General features: G+C 61.1%; 22 protein-coding genes. 18 read left to right on the top strand and 4 right to left on the bottom strand.

Annotation, left to right across the window (positions count from 1 at the left end; genetic code table 11):
• Positions 1-6: 6 nt before the first annotated feature.
• The 5 genes from pgeF to B5F22_RS06030 all read left to right on the top strand — a co-directional run bounded on the left by pgeF (position 7) and on the right by B5F22_RS06030 (position 7,004).
• Positions 7-819: a peptidoglycan editing factor PgeF gene (gene pgeF / locus B5F22_RS06045; protein ID WP_087371493.1), complete on the top strand. Its 813-nt coding sequence runs from the start codon at positions 7-9 to the stop codon at positions 817-819.
• Positions 816-2,303: an ABC transporter substrate-binding protein gene (locus tag B5F22_RS06040; RefSeq protein WP_087371489.1), complete on the top strand. Its 1,488-nt coding sequence runs from the start codon at positions 816-818 to the stop codon at positions 2,301-2,303. Before pgeF ends, B5F22_RS06040 begins: the two co-directional genes overlap by 4 nt.
• Positions 2,304-2,317: 14 nt before the next feature.
• On the top strand, positions 2,318-6,016 hold the full coding sequence (locus B5F22_RS06035; protein ID WP_087371486.1) for a phosphoribosylformylglycinamidine synthase: 3,699 nt from the start codon (positions 2,318-2,320) through the stop codon (positions 6,014-6,016).
• A 208-nt stretch (positions 6,017-6,224) separates the two neighbouring features.
• The gene (locus B5F22_RS12445) at positions 6,225-6,395 is read left to right on the top strand and encodes a hypothetical protein (RefSeq protein ID WP_164488798.1); all 171 of its coding nucleotides are present in this window, start codon (positions 6,225-6,227) and stop codon (positions 6,393-6,395) included.
• 3 nt (positions 6,396-6,398) lie between these two features.
• On the top strand, positions 6,399-7,004 hold the full coding sequence (locus B5F22_RS06030) for an N-acetyltransferase (protein WP_087371483.1): 606 nt from the start codon (positions 6,399-6,401) through the stop codon (positions 7,002-7,004).
• A gap of 440 nt (positions 7,005-7,444) precedes the next feature.
• Here the strand turns inward: B5F22_RS06030 and B5F22_RS06025 are convergent, their stop codons facing one another.
• Positions 7,445-7,750: a YerC/YecD family TrpR-related protein gene (locus B5F22_RS06025; RefSeq protein WP_087230582.1), complete on the bottom strand. Its 306-nt coding sequence runs from the start codon at positions 7,748-7,750 to the stop codon at positions 7,445-7,447.
• Between the two features lie 167 nt (positions 7,751-7,917).
• Between B5F22_RS06025 and B5F22_RS06020 the strand changes: the two genes are divergently transcribed.
• Together B5F22_RS06020 and B5F22_RS06015 are read left to right on the top strand one after the other, a co-directional pair.
• Positions 7,918-9,030, top strand: coding sequence for a metallophosphoesterase (locus B5F22_RS06020; protein WP_087391768.1), 1,113 nt, complete (start codon positions 7,918-7,920; stop codon positions 9,028-9,030).
• A 158-nt stretch (positions 9,031-9,188) separates the two neighbouring features.
• Positions 9,189-10,592 (top strand): NAD(P)/FAD-dependent oxidoreductase, encoded by a 1,404-nt coding sequence (locus B5F22_RS06015; protein WP_087391766.1) that lies wholly within the window; start codon positions 9,189-9,191, stop codon positions 10,590-10,592.
• Positions 10,593-10,633: 41 nt separating this feature from the next.
• On the opposite strand, the gene B5F22_RS06010 is transcribed toward B5F22_RS06015, so the two are convergent.
• Entirely contained in the window at positions 10,634-11,587 is a 954-nt protein-coding gene (locus B5F22_RS06010; protein ID WP_087391764.1) for a hypothetical protein, read from the bottom strand.
• Between the two features lie 440 nt (positions 11,588-12,027).
• Entirely contained in the window at positions 12,028-13,395 is a 1,368-nt protein-coding gene (mnmE, locus tag B5F22_RS06005) for a tRNA uridine-5-carboxymethylaminomethyl(34) synthesis GTPase MnmE (protein WP_087391762.1), read from the bottom strand.
• Positions 13,396-13,595: 200 nt separating this feature from the next.
• Here mnmE and B5F22_RS06000 point away from each other — a divergent pair, with 200 nt between their 5' ends.
• Positions 13,596-14,009: a protein-export chaperone SecB gene (locus B5F22_RS06000; protein WP_158096737.1), complete on the top strand. Its 414-nt coding sequence runs from the start codon at positions 13,596-13,598 to the stop codon at positions 14,007-14,009.
• 41 nt (positions 14,010-14,050) lie between these two features.
• On the opposite strand, the gene B5F22_RS05995 is transcribed toward B5F22_RS06000, so the two are convergent.
• Positions 14,051-14,446, bottom strand: a complete 396-nt coding sequence (locus B5F22_RS05995) for a hypothetical protein (RefSeq protein WP_087371466.1) — start codon at positions 14,444-14,446, stop codon at positions 14,051-14,053.
• A 174-nt stretch (positions 14,447-14,620) separates the two neighbouring features.
• Between B5F22_RS05995 and B5F22_RS05990 the strand changes: the two genes are divergently transcribed.
• The 10 genes from B5F22_RS05990 (at position 14,621) to rplP (ending at position 21,006) form a co-directional block, all read left to right on the top strand.
• Entirely contained in the window at positions 14,621-15,154 is a 534-nt protein-coding gene (locus B5F22_RS05990) for a dCMP deaminase family protein (RefSeq protein WP_087391760.1), read from the top strand.
• Between the two features lie 874 nt (positions 15,155-16,028).
• Complete coding sequence (gene rpsJ, locus B5F22_RS05985) at positions 16,029-16,343, top strand: 30S ribosomal protein S10 (RefSeq protein ID WP_087230559.1); 315 nt, start codon at positions 16,029-16,031, stop codon at positions 16,341-16,343.
• Positions 16,344-16,615: 272 nt separating this feature from the next.
• Entirely contained in the window at positions 16,616-17,338 is a 723-nt protein-coding gene (gene rplC / locus B5F22_RS05980; protein WP_087391758.1) for a 50S ribosomal protein L3, read from the top strand.
• Positions 17,339-17,356: 18 nt separating this feature from the next.
• A complete protein-coding gene (gene rplD, locus B5F22_RS05975; RefSeq protein ID WP_087230553.1) occupies positions 17,357-17,971 on the top strand; it encodes a 50S ribosomal protein L4 in 615 nt (204 codons plus the stop codon).
• Positions 17,971-18,267: a 50S ribosomal protein L23 gene (rplW, locus tag B5F22_RS05970; RefSeq protein ID WP_087230550.1), complete on the top strand. Its 297-nt coding sequence runs from the start codon at positions 17,971-17,973 to the stop codon at positions 18,265-18,267. The genes rplD and rplW overlap by 1 nt, the downstream gene beginning before the upstream one ends.
• Before the next feature lie 17 nt (positions 18,268-18,284).
• Positions 18,285-19,118: a 50S ribosomal protein L2 gene (gene rplB, locus B5F22_RS05965; protein ID WP_087230548.1), complete on the top strand. Its 834-nt coding sequence runs from the start codon at positions 18,285-18,287 to the stop codon at positions 19,116-19,118.
• A 14-nt stretch (positions 19,119-19,132) separates the two neighbouring features.
• A complete protein-coding gene (rpsS, locus tag B5F22_RS05960) occupies positions 19,133-19,405 on the top strand; it encodes a 30S ribosomal protein S19 (protein WP_087230545.1) in 273 nt (90 codons plus the stop codon).
• Between the two features lie 14 nt (positions 19,406-19,419).
• Positions 19,420-19,752 carry a 50S ribosomal protein L22 gene (gene rplV, locus B5F22_RS05955; protein WP_087230542.1) on the top strand — a complete coding sequence of 111 codons (333 nt, stop codon included), beginning with the start codon at positions 19,420-19,422 and terminating at the stop codon, positions 19,750-19,752.
• A gap of 19 nt (positions 19,753-19,771) precedes the next feature.
• On the top strand, positions 19,772-20,584 hold the full coding sequence (gene rpsC, locus B5F22_RS05950; protein ID WP_087230539.1) for a 30S ribosomal protein S3: 813 nt from the start codon (positions 19,772-19,774) through the stop codon (positions 20,582-20,584).
• The gene (gene rplP / locus B5F22_RS05945; protein WP_087230536.1) at positions 20,584-21,006 is read left to right on the top strand and encodes a 50S ribosomal protein L16; all 423 of its coding nucleotides are present in this window, start codon (positions 20,584-20,586) and stop codon (positions 21,004-21,006) included. Before rpsC ends, rplP begins: the two co-directional genes overlap by 1 nt.
• Position 21,007: the final 1 nt, after the last annotated feature.

Below are 21,007 nucleotides of genomic sequence, written 5' to 3'. Positions count from 1 at the left end.
CCCACCATGACAATTGTCCAGAAGCAACATCAATCTGTGGTCTTTTTGGCCTCTGAGGAGATGGAACAGGCCGGGGGAGTGGCCCACGGCTTCTCCACCCGCCTGGGCGGCATCTCAGAGGGCATGTGGGCGTCCCTGAACCTGGGCGTAAGCCGGGGGGACGACCCGGACCATGTGCGGGAGAACTACCGCCGGTTTTTGACCGCCATCGGGGCCCAAGGGCCCCGGATGGCCATGTCCAATCAAGTCCATGAAAACCATGTGCGGGTAATCACCAAGGCGGACGTGAAAGAGGACCCCTACGAGAAGGTGTCCTATGAGGCCGACGGCCTGGTCACCGACCTGCCCGGGGTGACCCTGGTGATCTTTTCCGCCGACTGCCTGCCCATCTTGTACTATGACCCGGTGCGCCAGGTGGTGGCCGCCGCCCACGCCGGGTGGCGGGGCACCGCCGCCGACATCGCCGGGGCGGTGGTGCGCAAGATGGAAGAGGTGTACGGCTGTGACCCCCAGAACATCCTGGCCGCCATCGGCCCGGGCATCGGCCCCTGCTGCTTTGAGACCCATGAGGACGTGCCCAACGCCATGATGTCCGCCTTCTCCACCCCGGTGCTCAAGTATCTGCACATCCAGGAAAACGGCAAGTATTCCGTGGATTTGAAGGGAATTAACGCCATGCGCCTGGAAAAGGCGGGCGTGCCCACCGAGAACATCGGCGTGTGTGAGCTGTGCACCAGCTGCCACCCGGACCTGTTCTGGAGCCACCGCCAGGTGGGCACCAACCGGGGCTCCATGGCCGCCGCCATTGGTTTGAAATGAGACGCAAGACCCAACTAGCGGCCCTGGCCGTGGCGGGGGCGCTGCTCCTGTCCGGCTGTACCGCCGCCACGGAGGAGAACCCGGTTCAGTCTGCCGCCCCCACCGGGACGGTGCAGCCGGTCCAGACCGGGACCTTCTCCCTGGCCTATGACCCCAAACAGACCATGCACCCCATCACGGGCACCAACGGGGCGAATTTGGAGCTGGGGGGATTGGTGTACCAGGGCCTGTATGAGCTGGACCAGAGTTTCCAGCCCCAGCCCCGGCTGGCTGCCGGGGCCACCGCCGGGTCCGATGGCCTGACCTGGACGGTGGAGGTGGCCCAGGGGGTGTGCTTCTCCGACGGCACCCCCCTCACTGCCGCCCATGTGGTCTCCTCCCTGGAGACCGCCCGCACCGCCACCCGGTACCAAAATCGCCTGTCCGGCGTCACTGGGGTGGCCCAGACCGGGACCTATACCCTCACCATCACCCTGTCCCGCCCCAACGCCAACCTGCCCGCCCTGCTGGATATTCCGGTGGTGCTGGAGCGGGAGGGACAGGACCCCCTGGGCACCGGGCCCTACCTGTTGCAGGATGGGGCCCTGGTGGCCAACCCTTACAGCGGCCAGGTGGACGCCCTGCCCGCCCAGACCATCCCCCTGGTGGAGGTGAGCACCCCGGACCGGCGCAAGGCCGCCTTTGACAGCGGCGAGGTGTGGATGGCCACCACCCAGTTTTCCGACCCCCAGGCGGTGGGCTACTCCGGCACCTGTGAGGTGTTCGACTACCCCACCAGCCAGCTTCTCTACCTGGGCTTCCAGACCCAGCGAGGGGTGTGTGCCGACGCCGCGGTGCGCCAGCGCATCTCCTCGGCCCTGAACCGGGACAGCCTGGTGCAGGTGCAGCTGTCCGGCCATGGGGACCCCACCCCATGGCCCATCTCCCCGGCGTGGGGAGAGCTGCCCGAATGGACCCAGGGGGGCACGGAGGAGACTACCGGGGGGAGCCTCACCCTCATCGTCAACGAGGACAACTCCACCCGGCAGCAGGTGGCCCAGGCTGTGGCCAATCAGCTGGAGGGGGCGGGGTTTACCGTAACCGTGAAGTCCCTGGCCTGGGAGGACTATGTGTCCGCCCTGGAGCGGGGCAATTTTGATTTGTACCTAGGCCAGGTGCAGCTCACTTCGGATTTTGACCTCACCGCTCTGCTCACCGGGTCCTTGAGCTATGGGGGCACCCAGAGCGAGGTGCAGGAGCTGCTCAACGCCTGGCGCAGGACCGGGGGAGAGACGGAGCTGGAGGCCTATCTGGCGGGCTTTGCCCAGCAGACCCCGCTGGCTCCCATCTGTTTTTTACGGGGTTCCCTGCTGGTGCGGTGGGGCCTGGTGACGGGGGTGACCCCCACCCAGTCAAATCTCTATGCGAATGTGGATCAGTGGACGATCTGGTCGTCCGTGGAAGATAAAAACGCTGGTATCCAACAGCAAGACAAAGATAAATAAGGGAGAGTGTGGCAATGAGCAAGGTATTTCGCTGCTTTGTGGAAAAGAAGCCCGGCTTTGACGTGGAGGCAGGGCACCTGATGGGAGAGCTGAAAGGCCCCCTGGGGGTGGACTCCCTCACCGGGGTGCGGGTCATCCGCCGCTACGACGTGGAGGGAGTGGAGCGCAGCGTCTACGACGCCGCCCGCACCACCATCCTCTCGGAGCCCCAGGTGGACGGCATTTGGGACGAGGAGATGCCCCAGCTGCCCCAGGAGCCCCACACCATCGTGGCCGTGGAGGCCCTGCCCGGCCAGTATGACCAGCGGGCGGACTCCTGCGCCCAGTGCTTCCAGATGATGACCGGCGGCGAGCGCCCCACCGTGCGCTGCGCCACCGTGTACGTGCTGGAGGGAACCCTCACCGAGGAGCAACTGGACAAGATTCGTGGCCACCTCATCAACCCCGTGGAGAGCCGTCAGGCTAGTCTGGACAAGCCCGAGACCCTCCAGGGCCAGTACCCCGTGCCCGAGGCGGTGCCTGTGCTCCACGGCTTCACCCAGCTGGACCGGGAGGGGCTGGAAGAGCTGCTGGCCCAGTACGGCCTGGCCATGGACCTGGCGGATCTGACCTTCCTCCAGACCTATTTCCGGGACGAGGAGGGGCGTGACCCCACCCTCACCGAGGTGCGGGTGGTGGACACCTATTGGTCCGACCACTGCCGCCACACCACCTTCTCCACCCACTTGGACAGCGTCAGCGTCAAGCGGGACGACGTGAAGGCCGCCTATCAGCGCTACCTGGACGCCCGGGTGGAGGTGTACGGCCAGGAGAAGGCGGACAAGCGGCCCCAGACCCTCATGGATTTGGCTACCATCGGCGCCAAGACCCTGAAAAAGCGGGGCATGCTCCCCGAGCTGGACGAGAGCGAGGAGATTAACGCCTGTTCCATCCACGTCCCCGCCCAGGTGGACGGTACCGAGCAGGATTGGCTGCTCATGTTCAAAAACGAGACCCACAACCATCCCACCGAGATTGAGCCCTTCGGCGGCGCTGCCACCTGTATCGGCGGCTGTATCCGGGACCCCCTGTCCGGCCGTGTGTATGTCCACCAGGCCATGCGTGTCACCGGCGGCGGCGACCCCACCGTGCCCTTCTCCGACACCATCCCCGGCAAGCTGCCCCAGCGCAAGATTGCCCAGACCGCTGCCGCTGGTTACTCCTCCTACGGCAACCAGATCGGCCTGGCCACCGGACACGTGGCCGAGGTCTACCACCCCGGCTACATCGCCAAGCGCATGGAGTGCGGCGCTGTGGTGGGTGCCGCTCCCGCCAGCCACGTGCGCCGGGAAGTGCCCGCCCCCGGTGACGTGGTCATCCTGCTGGGCGGCCGTACCGGCCGGGACGGCATCGGCGGTGCCACCGGCTCCTCCAAGAGCCACAACATGACCTCTCTGTCCACCATGGCCAGTGAGGTGCAGAAGGGCAACGCCCCCGAGGAGCGGAAGATTCAGCGCCTGTTCCGCCGGGGCGACGTGACCCGCCTCATCAAGCGCTGCAACGACTTCGGCGCCGGCGGTGTGTCCGTGGCCATCGGCGAGCTGGCCGACGGCCTGACCATCGACCTGGACGCCGTGCGCAAGAAATATGACGGCCTGGACGGCACCGAGCTGGCCATCAGCGAGAGCCAGGAGCGTATGGCCGTGGTGGTGGCCCCCGAGGACGCCGCCGCCTTCATGGCCGCCGCAGCGAGCGAGAACCTGGAGGCCTATCAGGTGGCCGTGGTCACCGAGAGCCCCCGCATGGTCATGACCTGGAAGGGCCAGACCATCGCCAACCTGAGCCGAGACTTTTTGAACACCAATGGCGCTGTCAAGCACGCCCAGGTGGAGGTGCCCCAGGGCACCGTGAAGCCTGTGGCCGGGGCCAATACCCTGCGGGATATGGCCGGCAGCTTGAAGAGCGCCTCCCGCCGGGGCCTCACCGAGCGGTTCGACGGCTCCATCGGGGCTGGCAGCGTGCTCATGCCCTTTGGCGGTAAAACCCAGCGCACCCCCGCCCAGGCCATGGCCGCCCTGTTCCCCGTGGAGCCCGGCCAGGAGACCGACCAGGCCAGCCTGATGGCCTGGGGCTTTGACCCCGACTGGATGAGCGCCGACCCCTATCTGGGTGCTCAGGCCAGCGTGGTCACCTCCGTGGCCAAGATTGTGGCCGCAGGCGCCGACTACACCCGTGCCTACCTCACCTTCCAGGAGTTCTTTGAGAAGCTCCGGGACGAGGCCAAGCGCTGGGGCAAGCCCTTCCAGGCGCTGCTGGGCGCTCTGGACGCTCAGCTGGGCCTGAACTGTGCCGCCATCGGCGGCAAGGACTCCATGTCCGGCTCCTTCATGGAACTGGACGTGCCCCCCACCCTCATCTCCTTTGCCATCGCTCCCGTGAAGGCGGGCGAGGTCATCACCCAGGAGTTTAAGGCCGCTGGCCACCCCGTGTACCTCTTCGGCGGGGCCGACCTCACCGACTACGCCGGACACCGCACCGCCTTTGAGAAGTTCCACGCCCTGTGCCGCACCGGAAAGGTGGCCGCCGCCTGGGCCGTGGAGAACGGCGTGGCCGAGGGCGTCATGAAGATGGCCTTCGGCAACGGCGTGGGCTTTACCGCTGAGAGCGGCGTCAACGCCCCCTGGTACACGCCCTGTCCCGGCATGATCATTGCCGAGTGCACCGAGGAAGTGGAGGGCGGCGTGCTGCTGGGCTACACCGACGAGTCCGGTGCCGTCACCATTGGCGACGATACCGCCCCCATCGCCGAGCTGCTGGAGCTCAACGACAGCGTGCTGGAGACCGTGTACCCCACCGACGCGGGCCTGTCCGGCGACGTGGAGACCATCTCCTGTGAGAAGCGCTCTCCCGCCGTGTTCAGCGGCTCCATTGCCAAGCCCCGGGTGGTCATCCCCGTGTTCCCCGGCACCAACTGTGAGTTTGACTCCGCCCGGGCCTGTGTGCGGGCCGGCATGGAGGCGGAGATCGTGGTGGTGCGCAACCTCACCGCCGAGGATCTCCAGCAGTCCGCTGTGGAGTTGGAGAAGGCCATTGCCAGAAGCCAGATCATCTTTGTGCCCGGCGGCTTCTCCGGCGGCGACGAGCCCGACGGCTCCGCCAAGTTCATCTGCTCCTTCTTCCGCAACCCCCGGCTCACCGATGCGGTCCACGACCTGCTGAAGAACCGAGACGGCCTGATGCTGGGCATCTGCAACGGCTTCCAGGCTCTCATCAAGCTGGGTCTGGTGCCCTACGGCGAGATTCGGGACATGGACGACAGCTGCCCCACTCTGACCTATAACACCATTGGCCGCCACCAGAGCCGCTATGTCACCACCCGTGTGGCCTCCGTGAAGTCCCCCTGGATGCTCAAGAGCCAGGTGGGCGACCTGCACTCCATCGCCATCTCCCACGGCGAGGGCCGCTTCGTGGCCCCCGAGAGTGTGGTGCGGGAGCTCATCGCCAACGGCCAGGTGGCCACTCAGTACGTCAACCCCCTCACCGGAGCCCCCACCATGGACATGGTGGGCAACCCCAACGGCTCGGTGTGCGCCATTGAGGGTATTTTCTCCCCCGATGGCCGGGTGTTCGGCAAGATGGGCCACTCCGAGCGGTGCGGCGCCCATGTGGGCGTGAACATCGTGGGCGACAAGATGCAGCCCATCTTCGAGTCCGGCGCTCTGTACTTCAAATAAACAAAATAAGACAAGTCCCCAGGCCAAACGGCCTGGGGGCTTGCTTTTGAAAGATAGGTTTTACAGAAATTGTTTACAACAAATATGTGATAAATTTGGACAATACGTGCATGTAAAATATCAACAATCTTGATATAATAAGAACACAACTAAAGGTTGTGATTCATATCATGGAGAGATAAGCAAAGTAAGATAGGAGGTGCAAGGTATGTCCACCAAGAGCATTTTGAAAACCATTCACATCAAGGACAGAAAATCTGCACTTGCACTGGTACGGGCTTTGGAGAATGCAGGAGGAAAGTCACAGAAAGACGTTGTTATGCAACGGTCCCATTCTGAGGCGTCCCGAGAGGATATTCGCAAGATGTTTGGGGCATGAGAGATGACGGGGTATAAAGTTGTCAATTTAAAACTTATGGTGGAGGAGCTTGGAGAAGAACGTACCAAAGAGCTCCTTTCCTCTTTTTCGTGCCCGCTTAATGAAGATGTGGAGAATTTCTTCACTCAGAAGGCAGTGGAGTTTTCTAAACGCAGCTTGTCTCAAACACACATTGTGTATGCATCTTATCGGGGAAAGGCAGAGATAGCCGGGTATTTTACCTTGGCCAATAAGTATATTACCGTCAAGAAAAATCGCTTATCTGGGTCGTTGGCGAAACGAATTGCCAAGTTTGCAGTATATGACCCAACGATTCGCTCTTACACGTTATCCGCTCCACTGATTGCCCAGTTGGGAAAGAACTACACCAATGGCTTGAACTGCTTGATGACAGGAGACGAGTTACTGAAGTTAGCTTGCGATAAGGTGTCCAAAATTCAGCTGGAGCTGGGAGGCAGGGTAACTTATGTGGAATGTGAGGACAAGCCGAAGTTAATTGAGTTTTATTCTTCCAATGGATTTTGTGAATTTGACAGAAGAACATTGGATCGAGATGAAACCGGTCTTGCTGGAGAGTATCTTGTGCAGATGTTGAAGTACATACACTAGGAGAAAACAACTAAACTAAACAGCCCCCAGGCCAAACGGCCTGGGGGCTTGCTATTTTGTGTCGTATCCGGTATCATGATGTGGGTGCTACCATACGGTTGGCGGTTTGTCCCCCCTGCTTCATAAGGGGGTGCTTCTTGCCCCCTTTAGAAAGGGGGTGGTCCCGGTGACATATGTGACATTTTCTGATTTGATTCAGATTGGCATTTTAGTCGTGGGGATAATTGCTCTGTTTCAGAACATAAAAAAGAAGTAACCGCCAGTCCTCCAAACTTCCGGTTACTTCTTACGTAAACGCTGGGGGACAACCGTCACCGGCAGCACCCTTCGCTTATATGATAGCCCGTTTTCGGAGGAATGTCAAGATGAAGACCGGGCTGTGTATGGACAATGGGAGGAAGAGCCAAAGCTGGCTCTTCCTCCTGCTTGTTGTTGGGACGTTATTCTGAGGGCTCCTGGTCCTCTTTCTGCCGCTGAATCATCCGGTGCATGCCTCCGGTGCCGAAGGAGAAAATCCGGTTGACCCGGCTGATGGTGGCGGAGCTGGCCCCGGTCTTCTCCAGAATCTCGGTGTACACCAGCCCTTGGTCCAGCAGGCGGGCCACATCATACCGCTGCTCCATGGCCCGCAGCTCTCCCACGGTACACAAATCATCAAAAAAGGCGCAACACTCCTCCACGCTCTTCAGCTGCACAATGCTCTCATACAGCGCCATGCTGCGCTCCTTGCTCGCTACTTTGGGCATAGGCTCCTCCTTGTGGATGGGTAGTTTCTGATACGTTTATCCTAACACATTGAAGCGATGAAGTAAACGGTTTTTTTCACTCCGCCTTGCGGCGGGTTTCTTTTGCACCGGGGGAGAAGTCGTGATATGATAAAAGGGAATACATGCCACACGGAAGGATGAGTCCCATGAGTTCCACAGCTAAGGTCCTACGGCCTGACATTGCCCCGGGCAGACGGGTGCTGGCCATCAGCGATATCCACGGAAACCTGCCCTTTTTTCGTGGCGTACTGAAAAAAGCCGAATTTACCCCTGAAGATGTGCTCGTCCTGGTGGGAGACTTGTTTGAAAAAGGGGAGGAGAGCCTGGGCCTCCTGCGCTATCTCATGGAGCTGGGGGAGACCCACACCGTGTACCCCCTGTGCGGCAACTGCGACCACCTGGACCTCATCTTTTTGGAGGGGCGGCCGGGCATTGACGAGGCCCTGTGGCCGGTGTTTCGCACCTGGGACCGCCGCTCCCTCATCCTCCAGATGGGGGCGGAGCTGGGGCTGCACCCCCAGGGGCCGGAAGACCTGCCCCAGCTGCGGGCGGAGATTTTGGAAAAAATGCCCCGGGAGGTGGCATATTTGCGGGGGATGGCCCACATCCTACAGGCAGGGCGGTACATTTTTGTCCACGGCGGCATTGACCGGGAGGAGGACATGGAGTCCCTGCCCGCCTACGGCTGTATGAAAAACGACAACTTTGTGGGCCAGGGCCGGAACTTCCACCACTGGGTGGTGGTGGGCCACTGGCCGGTGACCCTCTACCGCACCGACATTCCTGTGGCCCGGCCCTGGATGAAAGAGGACCAGCACATCGTCTCCATTGACGGCGGCTGTGTGCTCAAGGTGGATGGCCAGCTCAACGCCCTCATCATCCCCGACATCACCCAGGAGCACATGGACTATGTGGCCTATGACGGCCTGCCGGTGGTGACGGCCCTGGACGACCAGGCGCCGTCCCAGGACTCCTTTAACATCCGCTGGAGCGACAGCGTGGTGGAGATTTTAGAGGAGGGGGAGGACGTGTGCTGGTGCCGCCACGTGTCCACCGGGCGGGAGATGTGGATTTTGCGCCACTACCTGTACACCCGCCAGAGCGACGGCCTGACCCACACCGAGGACACCACCGACTATGAGCTCCCCATCCAGGCGGGGGACCGGCTGGCCCTGGTTACCGAATGCAGCCGGGGCTACCTGGTGAAAAAACACGGGGTGACGGGCTGGTACCGGGGAAGGATAAAGGGCAGGGAATAGGTAATAGTGAAGAGTGAAGAAGTAAGGTGTGCCGCATAGCGGCACGGATTTTAGTCGAAGGGGCCTTTCTTGACAGAAAACTCCATTGCAACAATCCCAAACCTCTGCTATACTGCATCGGGGCTTTGCCCCTACTATTACGGAAATGAGGAACGTTCATGACCAATCGTTATGATGTTATGGTGCTGGGCACCGGAGAGGCGGGCATTTTTGCCGCCTATGAGCTGGCGCTGCGCTGCCCCGAGGCCAAGGTGCTGGTGGTGGACCAGGGCGCCGATATCTACCACCGCAGCTGTCCCATTGTGGCGGGCAAAGTGAAGGCCTGCATCAACTGCAAGGTGTGCGACACCATGTGCGGCTTCGGCGGAGCCGGGGCCTTCTCCGATGGCAAATTTAACTTTACCACCGATTTCGGCGGCTGGCTCACCGACTTCCTCAGCCAGGAAGAGGTGATGGAGCTCATCGACTACGTGGACTCCATCAATGTCCAGCACGGCGCCACCACCCAGTGCTTCTCCACCACCACCCCCCAGGCCCGGGAGCTGGAGAAAAAGGCTCTGGAGTTCGACCTGCACCTGCTCCAGGCCCGGTGCAAGCACCTGGGCACCGAGAACAACCTGCGCATTTTGACCAACATCTATGAGCACATCCGGGACAATCACGACTTCCGGTTCCGCACCGCCATCCGCTCCATCACCGTGGAGGCCGACGGCACCTACACCCTGGCCAGCGAGAACGGGGACACCTTCAACGCCCCCTATCTCATCGCCGCCCCTGGCCGCTCCGGCGCGGAGTGGTTTGCCAACCAGTGCAAGGGGCTGGGTCTGGAGCTCATCAACAACCAGGTGGACATCGGCGTGCGGGTGGAGCTGCCCGCCACCGTCTTCGAGCACATCACCGACGTGGTGTACGAGTCCAAGCTGGTGTACCGCACCAAGCAGTACGGCGACTCGGTGCGCACCTTCTGCATGAACCCCTACGGTCACGTGGTGGCGGAGAACGTGGAGGGCATCAACACCGTCAACGGCCACTCCTACTCCGACCCCAAGCTGCAAAGCCGCAACACCAACTTCGCCCTGTTGGTGTCCAACCGCTTCACCCAGCCCTTCAATGAGCCCTACCGCTACGGCAAGCACATCGCCTCTCTGTCCAACATGCTGGCGGGTGGCGTGCTGGTGCAGCGGTTCGGGGACCTGGTGTCCGGCATCCGCACCAATGAGCACCGCCTGTCCAAGTCCTTTGTGCGGCCCACCCTCACCGCCGCCGTCCCCGGCGATTTGTCCCTGGCTCTGCCCAAGCGGCAGCTGGACGACATCATCGAGATGATCTACGCCCTGGACAAGCTGGCCCCCGGTACCGCCAACTATGACACCCTGCTGTATGGTGCCGAGGTGAAGTTCTACTCCGCCCGCATCTCCCTGTCCAACCAGCTGGAGACCGCCCTGCCCGGCTTCTTCGCCGTGGGCGACGGCGCCGGTGTCACCCGTGGCTTGGCCCAGGCGGGCGCCTCCGGCGTCAAGGCCGCCCGAGTGGTGGCAGACCGCTTATCAACCCGCAACTGACAAAAAAGCCGCTGTGCAGCCTTTGCACAGCGGCTTTTTCCTTACAGTTCCACAGGCGGGTGGCCCAGGCGGTACACCACATCCACAAATCGGCGGTTGCGGATGGAGCTGCGGATGGTGGGCACAGCGCCGCCCAACATGAATACATACAGCAGCACCAGGTTGGTCCAGTAGGCAGAGGGCACGATGATCTCCTCGGCCAGCAGCACGGGCACGGCCTGGAAGGCCATGGGCAGGGGCATTTCCAGTTGCTGAGACACCAGAATGGCCCAGTCGATCCGGTCTCCCACAAAGGTCATGACAATCATCACCACAATGCTGATGACAATGCCCCGGTTGGACAGCTTGCCCCCCAGCATCTCATAGCCCTTGAGGGTACACACGGCCATGATGAGGCCGGACAGGGCGGCCACATAGCCCAACTGGCTGAGCAGGATGATGCACAGCACTCCCAGCAGGGAGCCGATGAGGCTGCCCACGATGCCGCCCACCACGTTCTCGCTCTTCTGGGTCCGCTGGGCCTGGGCGGTGTTGTGGGACTGCTTCAGGGCCTGGGCGCAGTTGTCGCACACCTGCATGTAGCCGCCGGAGACAAAGTAGCCCTCCACAGGCAGCTCCTGGCCGCAGTTCTGGCAGCAGGGCCGGAAGGACTGGGTGCGCAGCAGCTCGGTGAGGGCGTTCATGGCCGCCTCCAGCCGATCTGCCCCCTTGGAGCCCTTGACCCGGACGGTGATGGAGATGGCGTTCTGGCGCTGATGGAGGAGAAAAATCTCCTTGTGCTCCCGCTTGAACTGGCGCACCTCCTCTTTGCTGAGAGGTCCGGCGGTGCGGTGGACGGGGGTGGTCACCAAAAGCTGATAGGGATAGCGGGGGTCCGTGGCGAAGATGGTCCAGGCGTAGCCGCCCCGCTGGCCGTACAGGCCACCACTGTCGTCCATCTGCAACCCCAGGCGCTGGGCAAACCCAGCATAGGCGTTGGAAACGTTCTTGTTCATAAACTCTCTCTCTTTCTCTCCCCAGGGTGGGGATGAGAGCATCTTAGCACAGGGGGAGAGAAAAGTCCAGTATCCCCCCAGGATAGCCAAACATCGGCAACAAACGGGAAACAACCCACCACCTATAGCGGCCTGTGTGGCAGGGAAGGGGGGAACAACCTCGCAGAGTTCCCGCCGCCAGGCGGGAAACATGGAAATGCATGGAATCCCAGGACATGCGCATGGGATCCCATACTTCTCGCCCTGCAAGTGTGGTTTTGGCCGCCTGTGGCGGACAAAAATGCGCGCAGCAGGGTGCAAAAAAAGACACCGGGAAAGGCGGTCTGCCTTTCCCGGTGAGAGAGACTTCCACAGCTTCCACAAAGTTTTCCACATGGTGTGTGAGTGGTGGAAGGCTATCCATAGATATGGTGTCAACCCCTAAAAAGTGACAAAAACTGTCATTTACCCACGCAAAAGCGCTGGAAAATTTGGGAAGTAATGTCGTCCCGCACCACGCGCCCGGTGAGCTGACCCAGATATTGTAGGGCGTCTTCCACATCGGTGAGGACGGCGTCGGGGGAGAGCCCGGCCTGGAGGGCCAGCTGGGCACGGGTGAGGCAGTCCCGGGCCTGAGCGGCGGCCTGGGCCTGGCGGGCGTTGGTGAGGAGCGCTCCGGGGCGCAGGCCGGGGTCGTGGGGGAACAGGCGGCCGATGGCCAGCTCCAGCTGGTCGATGCCGTCCCCGGTGAGGGCGGACAGGGTCACCGTTTCCACCCCGGTGGGGGGCTGGGGCAGGGGAGCGGCGGAGGGCAGGTCCTCCTTGTTGTACACCAGGATGGTGGGGCCGTTCTGGGCGGCCAGCCGCAGCAGCTCTTCCTCCTCCTCGTCCCGGGGCCGGGAGGCGTCCACCACCACCAGGGTCAACTCGGAGCGGCGCAGGGCTTCCCGGCTGCGCTCCACCCCCAGCTGCTCCACCTGGTCGTCGCTGTCCCGCAGTCCGGCGGTGTCGATGAGGCGCAGCAGCACGCCCCCCAGGTTCAGCCGCTCCTCCACGGTGTCCCGGGTGGTGCCGGCAATGGGGGTGACGATGGCCCGGTCATAGCCCAGCAGGGCGTTGAACAGGGTGGATTTTCCGGCGTTGGGCTTGCCCACAATGGCGCAGGGAATCCCCTCCACCAGGGCTTTGCCCCGCTGATAGGTGGCGGTGAGCTGGTCCAGCTGTTTCTCCGTCTGGCCCAGGGTGTCGGCAATCTCCTGGGCCTCGAAGGGGTCGATGTCCTCGTCGGGGTAGTCCAGGACGGCGTGGAAGTGGGCCATAAGGGCGGTGAGCTGGTGGTAGATGTCCTCAATGACCTGGGCCAGAGCGCCCCCCAGCTGTCCGGCGGCCTGATACACCGCCCCCTGGGTCTCAGCGTGGATGAGGTCTGCCACCGCCTCGGTGCGGGTCAAATCCATTTTTCCCGCCAGGAAGGCCCGCCGGGTGAACTCGCCCGCCTGGGCCTGGCGCACCCCACAGGCAAACAGGGCCTCTAGGGCCATGGTCAGCAGCACCGGGGAGCCGTGGCATTGCAGCTCGGCGGTGTCCTCTCCCGTATAGCTGTGGGGGCCACGGGAGACGGTGGCCAGGCAGTGGTCCAGGGCGTTGCCCTGGGCGTCGTGGAGGGTGCCGTACACCAGCAGGCGGTTGGGCTGCTCTGCCATGGGCTTGCCACGGGCGGGGGTAAACACCTGGTCCAGGGCAGAAATGGCCTGGGGCCCCGAGAGGCGGAGGATGCCGATGGCAGTGGCCTGGTGCCCGGTGGCAATGGCGGCAATGGTATCATTCATAAAAATCACCTCGAAAAGCCAGGGGGCGTGTGTGCAAAAGAGAGAGAAATTTACACAAGGACGGTTGCACACCCTGTCAAGTTATGGTACAATAGCGGCAGTGTCGCCAAAGGCGAGGGGCGTCAGAGACGTCCGGCCATGGTATCTCTATGGTACAATGGAACACAGGAAAAATCAACAAGAAGGGCGAGGTGCCAACCATGGCAGATTTGCAAATGCTTTCCTACAAGCTGGAGGACCTCCAGTTTTTCAACAAGCTGGACAAGGCTGGGCAGGTCCAGCTGGAGAACAACTCCAATTTCACCGTCAAGTACAACGCGGACTCCACCAAGTGCGTGGCCAAGCTGTATCAGTGCGTGAAGGACAAGACCGACAACCCCGATCACCGTTTCTTCGCCTCTGTGGAGCTGGTGGGCCTGTTCCAGGTCACTGGTGAGGTCACCGACGACGATAAGAAGGAGTTCCACGTGCGCTGCTACGAGCAGCTGTTCTGCTACGCCGACACCCTGGTCAGCCGGGTGTGCGAGGCCGGCGGTATGCCCAACTTCCGCCTGCTGCGCCGTCCCATGACCAAGGACTCTGTGCAGGTCAAGCAGCCCAACCAGAACAAGTAATTGCATAAAAAATGGGTCGGACGTTCGTCCGACCCATTTTTTTAACTTTTTTCCTCAAAGGTGGCCCCGCAGGAGCGGCAGTGGACGGTGATACGTCCCTTGCCTCGGGGCACCCGCATCTGCTGGCCGCAGCTGGGGCACTTGAAGTAACGGTGCTCCCGGTCTTTCATCCGGGTGCGGAAGGTGCGGAATTTATGTTGGATGGGCCGGACAATCTGGAGAAACCGGGTGTTTTCTGCCTGACGGCGGTAGATGTCCCGGGACAGCATCCGAAACAGCACCACCAGTAATAGTACCAGTACGATCATGTCCAGCACCCACAGCCCGGTGAGGAAAAACACCAGGTAGAGCACCAGATAGGTGACCATGAGAAACAGATTGAGTTGGTCCATGCCATAGCGGCCAGTCATAAAACGGCTGAGATATTGACGAATCACAGGTTCTTACCTCCTGACAGCCTAAGGCGTCGCTGTATTGTTTACTATTATGATAATCGCAACCCTTGACAACGTCAATGGGGTAACGGTAAACAAAATGTGAATTTGACCGTTGTGTCACGGAAAAAAGGCTGATATAATGGCAGGCAGTACGAAATATGGAGGGATGGTCCCATGCCACGCATTGACAAGACAAACTATTATCTGGACATTGCACAGACGGTGTCCGAGCGCTCCACCTGCCTGCGCCGCCACTATGGGGCCATCATCGTCCAAAACGACGAGATCGTGTCCACCGGCTACAACGGGGCTCCCCGTGGCCGGAAAAACTGCATCGATTTGGGCTACTGCACCCGGGAGGCCATGAACATCCCCTCCGGGGAGCGGTACGAGCTGTGCCGTTCGGTGCACGCCGAGGCCAACGCCATTATCTCCGCCTCCCGCCGGGAAGTGCTGGGGGCCACCTTATATATGGTGTGCGTCAACCCCAAGACCCGGGAGCTCATGGCCGGGTCCACCTCCTGCTCCATGTGCCGCCGCCTCATCATCAACGCGGGCATCTCCCAGCTGGTCATCCGGGACACCCAGACGGAGTACCGCATTGTGGATGTGGAGAAGGAGTGGATTGAAGAGGACGAGTCTCTGCCCAGCCATCTGAGAGAGGGGCAGGGGAGTTCTTGCGGTTGCAGCGGCGGCTGTTGTGGGTAATGAATAGTGAAGAATGAATAATGAAGAATTGTGGTGTGCCGCTGGGCGGCACGGATTTTAATTGAGGGTAAAGGCCTAGGGCTCGGCGCACCGTTCCCGGCGGCGGGAACGCCGCACACCAGGGTAAGGCCCTGGAAGGAGCGGTGCCGTCTCACAGAGAAGGGGGCACGGTCCATAGACTTGCCAGACCATCCATGTGACCCCACCGGTGCCAGGGCCGACCGTAGAACTGACGCAGGGTCAGCCTCGTACCCCGGGGAGGTTCTTAGGGGGGAACGCCCTAAGCGATTCTTTCCCCGATTTCTCATCGTGGAGAAATCGGGCCCAGCGGAGCGTCCCCCGTTGGGGCGCAGGTTTGCGCCTGAGACATGGGAGAAGAACAGGCCCCCGGCAAAGCGGGCCGGGCAAGCCACGGCCCCTACCACAGCGCCGCATGGGGGGCGGAAACGTCAGGAGAGCGGCAGAGGTTTTGAGGGCCTGGAGGCCGGAAAAGCAAAGGTCAAATTGCACACAAAAACCCCCTGGTTTTCCCCGGGAACTGGCGGAGTTTGCAGCGAAAAAACTTGAATTTTCCCTTGACTTTACAAAGTGTATATAGTACAATAATCAAGCGCCTGCAAAGGGTGCACTATGCGATGATGCGGGAGATTGCTCGTGAAAACGAGGTAACTTCCGCGGAGTATGTCCGAGAATCGGGCGGCTGAGAGACTCAGTTCACGGCGTATATCGCCGGGAAATGGGTGAAACCGGCCAGCTTTTGTGCCGGTTTTATTCATGCCCCAGAGTGATACGCACGGAAACGTGGACGGAGTTTTTCACCGTACGAAGGGACGACCAATCATCACTTCGTATGTTATTAAGGAGGAAAACCCAAATGGCAGCTCAGAAAGAAATGATTCGCATTCGGCTCAAGGCTTACGATCATCAGCTGATCGACCAGGCCGCCGAGAAGATCGTGGAGACCGCCAAGCGCTCCGGCGCCACCGTCTCCGGCCCCATCCCCCTGCCCACCAAGAAGGAAGTGGTCACCATCCTGCGCGCTGTCCACAAGTACAAGGACAGCCGTGAGCAGTTTGAGCGTCGCACTCACAAGCGTCTGATTGACGTGGTGAAGCCCTCTGCCAAGACTGTGGAGGCTCTGATGAGCCTGGACCTGCCCGCTGGTGTGGACATCGAGATCAAGCTGTAAGGAAGCGTGGAAAAGCCGGGAGCAGGAAGCTTGGACCGTAGCGAGCTTTTCAAAGGAGAAGTGAGCAGCACTTCGAGTTTGGAAAGCGAGTCGAAGGGAAAGCGACCGTCGCGAAGGCTTTGGAACGTGACAACATTACAACTGACTCTCACACAACTTTGTTGTACCCGCAGCTCACCGCTCAATTGAGGTGAGCGGGTCATGTTGGAAAACCAATGAGCACCCAATGTCTCACGTTTTTCAACCAATAACCTTATTAAGGAGGAATACACATGCAAAAGGCCATTATCGGCAAGAAGCTGGGCATGACCCAGATCTTCGATGAAGCCGGCAAGGTCATCCCGGTCACTGTCATCCAGGCAGGCCCCTGCACCGTGGTGCAGAAGAAGACCGAGGAAAAGGACGGCTACACCGCCGTTCAGCTGGGATTTGAGGAAGTTCCCGAGCGCAAGCTGTCCAAGCCCGAGGTGGGCCACAGCAAGAAGTCCGGCAAGGTCCTGCGCGTCCTGAAGGAGTTCAAGCTGGATAACGCCGCCGAGCTCAACGTGGGCGACGAGATCAACGCCACCGTGTTCGCCGTGGGCGATCGCGTGGACGTGACCGGCATCAGCAAGGGTCACGGCTATCAGGGCGTCGTCAAGCGCTGGGGCGCTCACACCCTGAAGAATACCCACGGTACCGGTCCTGTGCACCGTCACGCCGGTTCTATGGGCTCCAGCACCGATCCTTCCCGCATCTTCAAGGGCAAGATCGGCGCCGGCCAGATGGGCAACGAGCAGGTCACTGTGATGAACCTGGACGTTGTGGTGGTCGACGAGGAGATGGGCCTGGTTGCCGTGCGCGGCGCTATCCCCGGCCCCAAGGGCGGCGTGGTCGCTCTGCGCAGCTCCGTCAAGAAGGTCATGGAGAAGAAGGTCACCGAGGCTGGCCGCGTCAATCCTCAGAAGGCTTCCGCCCGTGTCAATCCCCAGAAGGCCTCTGCGCGTAACAAGTAAGAAAGGAGAGAATGACAAATGCCTAAAGCTAACCTTTATGATATGGCCGGTAAGCAGATCGGCGAGGTCGAGCTCTCCGAGTCCATCTTCGGCATCGAGCCCAACCAGTACGTCGTTCACGATGTGGTCAAGAATCACCTGGCCAACTGCCGTCAGGGCACTCAGAGCGCTCTGACCCGTGCCGAGGTTTCCGGCGGCGGCCGCAAGCCCTGGCGCCAGAAGGGCACCGGTCACGCCCGTCAGGGTTCCACCCGTGCTCCTCAGTGGACCCACGGCGGTATCGTGTTCGCTCCCAAGCCCCGCGATTACAGCTACACCCTCAACAAGAAGGTGAAGCGTCTGGCCCTGAAGTCCGTTCTGTCCGCTAAGGCTGCCTCCGGCAACCTGCTGGTGGTGGACGGCCTGGGCATGAACGAGATTAAGACCCGTACCTTCCAGGGCTTCCTGAACGCCGTGGAGGCCGACAAGGCTGTGGTTGTCACCAGCTGCGCCAACGTGGTCAAGTCCGCTCGCAACATTCCCGGCGTGGTCACCACTCCCGCCAACCTGATCAATGTCTATGACATTGTCAACGCCAACCAGCTGATCATCGACAAGGCTGCGCTGGCCACCATCGAGGAGGTGTTCGCCTAATGAAGACCGCTTACGATATCATTAAGCGCCCCATCGTCACCGAGCAGTCCATGATGCTGGCCACCGAGAAGAAGTACACCTTCGAGGTCGCCAAGGACGCCAACAAGATCGAGATCGCCAAGGCAGTCGAGGAGATCTTCGGCGTGAACGTGGCGAAGGTTAACACCCTGAACATGCAGGGTAAGGTCAAGCGCATGGGCCGTTATCCCCAGGGCCGTCGGGCCAGCTGGAAGAAGGCCGTTGTGACTCTGACCGAGGAGTCCAAGACCATCGAGTTCTTCGAGGGTATGGTGTAAGAGGAGGAAATTGAACTATGGCTATTCGCGTATACAAGCCCACAACGCCCTCCCGCCGTCACATGACTGTGTCCGCCTTCGAGGGCATTGATAAGAAGGCCAAGCCGGAGCGCTCCCTCACCGAGGTGCTCCAGAAGCACGCCGGCCGTAACAGCTACGGCCGCATCACCGTCCGCCACCGCGGCGGCGGCAACAAGCGCAAGTACCGTATCATCGACTTCAAGCGTGATAAGGTGGGCAGCGCTACCGTCATCAACCTGCAGTACGACCCCAACCGCTCCGCCAACATCGCCCTCATCGAGTATGAGGACGGCGAGCGCCGTTATATCCTGGCTCCCGTGGGCATCAAGGCCGGCCACATCATCATGACCGGCGCCGACGCCGACATCCTGCCCGGCAACTGCCTGCCCATCGCCAACATCCCCGTGGGTGAAATGATCCACTGCATCGAGCTGTATCCCGGCAAGGGCGCTCAGCTGGTTCGTTCCGCTGGCGTGGCCGCTCAGCTGATGGCTAAGGAGAACGGCATGGCTCAGGTGCGTCTGCCCTCCGGCGAGGTCCGCCTCATCCGTGAGGAGTGCAAGGCCACCATCGGCCAGGTTGGCAACACCGACTGGGCTAACATCCACATCGGTAAGGCCGGCCGTAAGCGTCACATGGGCTGGCGTCCCACCGTGCGCGGCTCCGTGATGAACCCCAATGACCACCCCCACGGCGGTGGTGAGGGCAAGAGCCCCGTGGGCCGTCCCGGTCCTGTCACTCCCTGGGGCAAGCCTGCTATGGGTTACAAGACCCGCAAGAAGAAGAACCCCACCGACAAGTTCATCGTCAAGCGTCGTAACGGTAAGTAAGGAGGCAGTAAAAGATGAGCAGAAGTATCAAGAAAGGCCCCTTTTGCGCTCCCGAGCTGCTGAAGCGGGTCGACGAAATGAACAAGGCCAACGAGAAGAAGGTTCTGAAGACCTGGAGCCGCGCCTCCACCATCTTCCCCTCCTTCGTGGGCCACACCTTTGCTGTGCATGATGGCCGCAAGCACGTGCCCGTGTACGTCACCGAGGACATGGTCGGCCACAAGCTGGGCGAGTTTGCTCCCACCCGTACCTTCAAGGGTCACGCTGGCAGCAAGACCGGTAAGTAAGGAGGAGAGATAGAATGGAAGCTAAAGCAACACTGAGATACATTCGTATCTCTCCCCGCAAGGTCGGCATTCTGTGCGACCTGATCCGTGGCAAGAGCATTGCTCAGGCCAACGCCATCCTGGCTCTGACCCCCAAGGCCGCTGCTGAGCCCCTGATGAAGCTGGTCAACAGCGCCGCCGCCAATGCCGAGAACAACCACGGCATGGACCCCGAGAAGCTGTACGTTGCTGCCACCTTCGCCACCCCCGGCCCCATCATCAAGCGCTTCATGCCCCGGGCCCAGGGTCGTGCCTATCGCATCAACAAGAGAACTTCTCACGTGACCGTTGTGGTCAAAGAGCGCTAAGTAAGGAGGTCAAAGAGTAATGGGACAGAAAGTTAACCCCCACGGCCTTCGCGTGGGCGTCATCAAAGACTGGGACTCCCGTTGGTATGCCCGCAATGAGAAAGTGGGCGACCTCCTGGTTGAGGACTACAATCTCCGCCGCGATCTGAAGAAGCGTCTGTACTCCGCCGGCGTGCCCAAGATCGAGATCGAGCGTGACAACGCCAAGATCCGCATCTATGTGCACTGCGCCCGTCCCGGTGTCGTCATCGGCAAGGGCGGCGAGGAGATCGAGAAGCTGCGCGTGGAGCTGGAGAAGAAGCTGGGCAAGCCCGTGGCTCTCAACATCGTTGAGGTCAAGAACGTGGACACCAACGCTCAGCTGGTGGCTGAGAACATCGCTCAGCAGCTGGAGAAGCGCATCGCGTTCCGCCGCGCGATGAAGAACGCCATGGGCCGCGCGATGCGCATGGGCGCCCTGGGCATCAAGGTGCAGGCTTCCGGCCGTCTCAACGGCGCTGAGATCGCCCGCACCGAGCAGTACCACGACGGCACCATCCCCCTGCAGACCCTGCGTGCCGACATCGAGTACGGCTTTGCTGAGGCTGCCACCACTTATGGCCGCATCGGCATCAAGGTGTGGATCTACAAGGGCGAGGTTCTGACTCAGACCCTGCGCACCACTCCCCGCACCATCGACACCAAGAACTACAAAGAGCGTGAGCAGCGCCCCCGTCGTGACCGCCGCAATGGCGATCGCCGCAACGGTGGTGATCGTCGCCAGGGCGGCTTCAACCGCAATGGTGGCAACCGCCAGGGCCGTCCCGCTGCTAAGGAAGGAGGCGCCCAGTAATGCTGCTGCCTAAGAGAGTGAAATATCGCCGCGTGCACCGTGGTCGTATGACCGGCGTCGCCACCCGTGGCAACACCATCGCTTACGGTGAGTTCGGCCTGGTGACCACCGAGCCCGCTTGGATCACCGGTAACCAGATCGAGGCCGCCCGTGTGGCCATGACCCGTTACACCAAGCGTGGCGGTAAGGTCTGGATCAAGATCTTCCCCGACAAGCCCGTGACCAAGAAGGCCCTGGGTACCCGAATGGGTTCCGGTAAGGGCGCTCCCGAGTACTGGGTTGCCGTTGTCAAGCCCGGCCGTGTCATGTTCGAGATCGCCGGCGTTTCCGAGGAGGTCGCCCGTGAGGCCCTCCGTCTGGCCAGCCACAAGCTGCCTGTCAAGTGCAAGATTATCAAGAAAGAGACGAATGGTGGTGAATGAA

It is taken from the genome of Pseudoflavonifractor sp. An187, from assembly GCF_002160275.1.
Lineage (GTDB): Bacteria > Bacillota > Clostridia > Oscillospirales > Oscillospiraceae > Enterenecus > Enterenecus faecium.
The sequence above is the reverse complement of the archived record's forward strand: the minus strand, read 5'-3'. Positions and strand labels throughout refer to the sequence as shown.

Bases quoted from the DNA above. Each gene is read 5' to 3' on its own strand.
- rplC (WP_087391758.1), top strand. From the start codon at position 16,616: ATGCAAAAGGCCATTATCGGCAAGAAGCTGGGCATGACCCAGATCTTC.
- B5F22_RS05990 (WP_087391760.1), top strand. From the start codon at position 14,621: ATGCCACGCATTGACAAGACAAACTATTATCTGGACATTGCACAGACG.
- B5F22_RS06015 (WP_087391766.1), top strand. From the start codon at position 9,189: ATGACCAATCGTTATGATGTTATGGTGCTGGGCACCGGAGAGGCGGGC.
- B5F22_RS06020 (WP_087391768.1), top strand. From the start codon at position 7,918: ATGAGTTCCACAGCTAAGGTCCTACGGCCTGACATTGCCCCGGGCAGA.
- rplW (WP_087230550.1), top strand. From the start codon at position 17,971: ATGAAGACCGCTTACGATATCATTAAGCGCCCCATCGTCACCGAGCAG.
- B5F22_RS06040 (WP_087371489.1), top strand. From the start codon at position 816: ATGAGACGCAAGACCCAACTAGCGGCCCTGGCCGTGGCGGGGGCGCTG.
- rplB (WP_087230548.1), top strand. From the start codon at position 18,285: ATGGCTATTCGCGTATACAAGCCCACAACGCCCTCCCGCCGTCACATG.
- B5F22_RS06000 (WP_158096737.1), top strand. From the start codon at position 13,596: ATGGCAGATTTGCAAATGCTTTCCTACAAGCTGGAGGACCTCCAGTTT.
- pgeF (WP_087371493.1), top strand. From the start codon at position 7: ATGACAATTGTCCAGAAGCAACATCAATCTGTGGTCTTTTTGGCCTCT.
- rpsS (WP_087230545.1), top strand. From the start codon at position 19,133: ATGAGCAGAAGTATCAAGAAAGGCCCCTTTTGCGCTCCCGAGCTGCTG.
- rpsC (WP_087230539.1), top strand. From the start codon at position 19,772: ATGGGACAGAAAGTTAACCCCCACGGCCTTCGCGTGGGCGTCATCAAA.
- mnmE (WP_087391762.1), bottom strand. From the start codon at position 13,395: ATGAATGATACCATTGCCGCCATTGCCACCGGGCACCAGGCCACTGCC.
- rplV (WP_087230542.1), top strand. From the start codon at position 19,420: ATGGAAGCTAAAGCAACACTGAGATACATTCGTATCTCTCCCCGCAAG.
- rpsJ (WP_087230559.1), top strand. From the start codon at position 16,029: ATGGCAGCTCAGAAAGAAATGATTCGCATTCGGCTCAAGGCTTACGAT.
- B5F22_RS06035 (WP_087371486.1), top strand. From the start codon at position 2,318: ATGAGCAAGGTATTTCGCTGCTTTGTGGAAAAGAAGCCCGGCTTTGAC.
- B5F22_RS12445 (WP_164488798.1), top strand. From the start codon at position 6,225: ATGTCCACCAAGAGCATTTTGAAAACCATTCACATCAAGGACAGAAAA.
- rplP (WP_087230536.1), top strand. From the start codon at position 20,584: ATGCTGCTGCCTAAGAGAGTGAAATATCGCCGCGTGCACCGTGGTCGT.
- rplD (WP_087230553.1), top strand. From the start codon at position 17,357: ATGCCTAAAGCTAACCTTTATGATATGGCCGGTAAGCAGATCGGCGAG.
- B5F22_RS06030 (WP_087371483.1), top strand. From the start codon at position 6,399: ATGACGGGGTATAAAGTTGTCAATTTAAAACTTATGGTGGAGGAGCTT.
- B5F22_RS06010 (WP_087391764.1), bottom strand. From the start codon at position 11,587: ATGAACAAGAACGTTTCCAACGCCTATGCTGGGTTTGCCCAGCGCCTG.
- B5F22_RS06025 (WP_087230582.1), bottom strand. From the start codon at position 7,750: ATGCCCAAAGTAGCGAGCAAGGAGCGCAGCATGGCGCTGTATGAGAGC.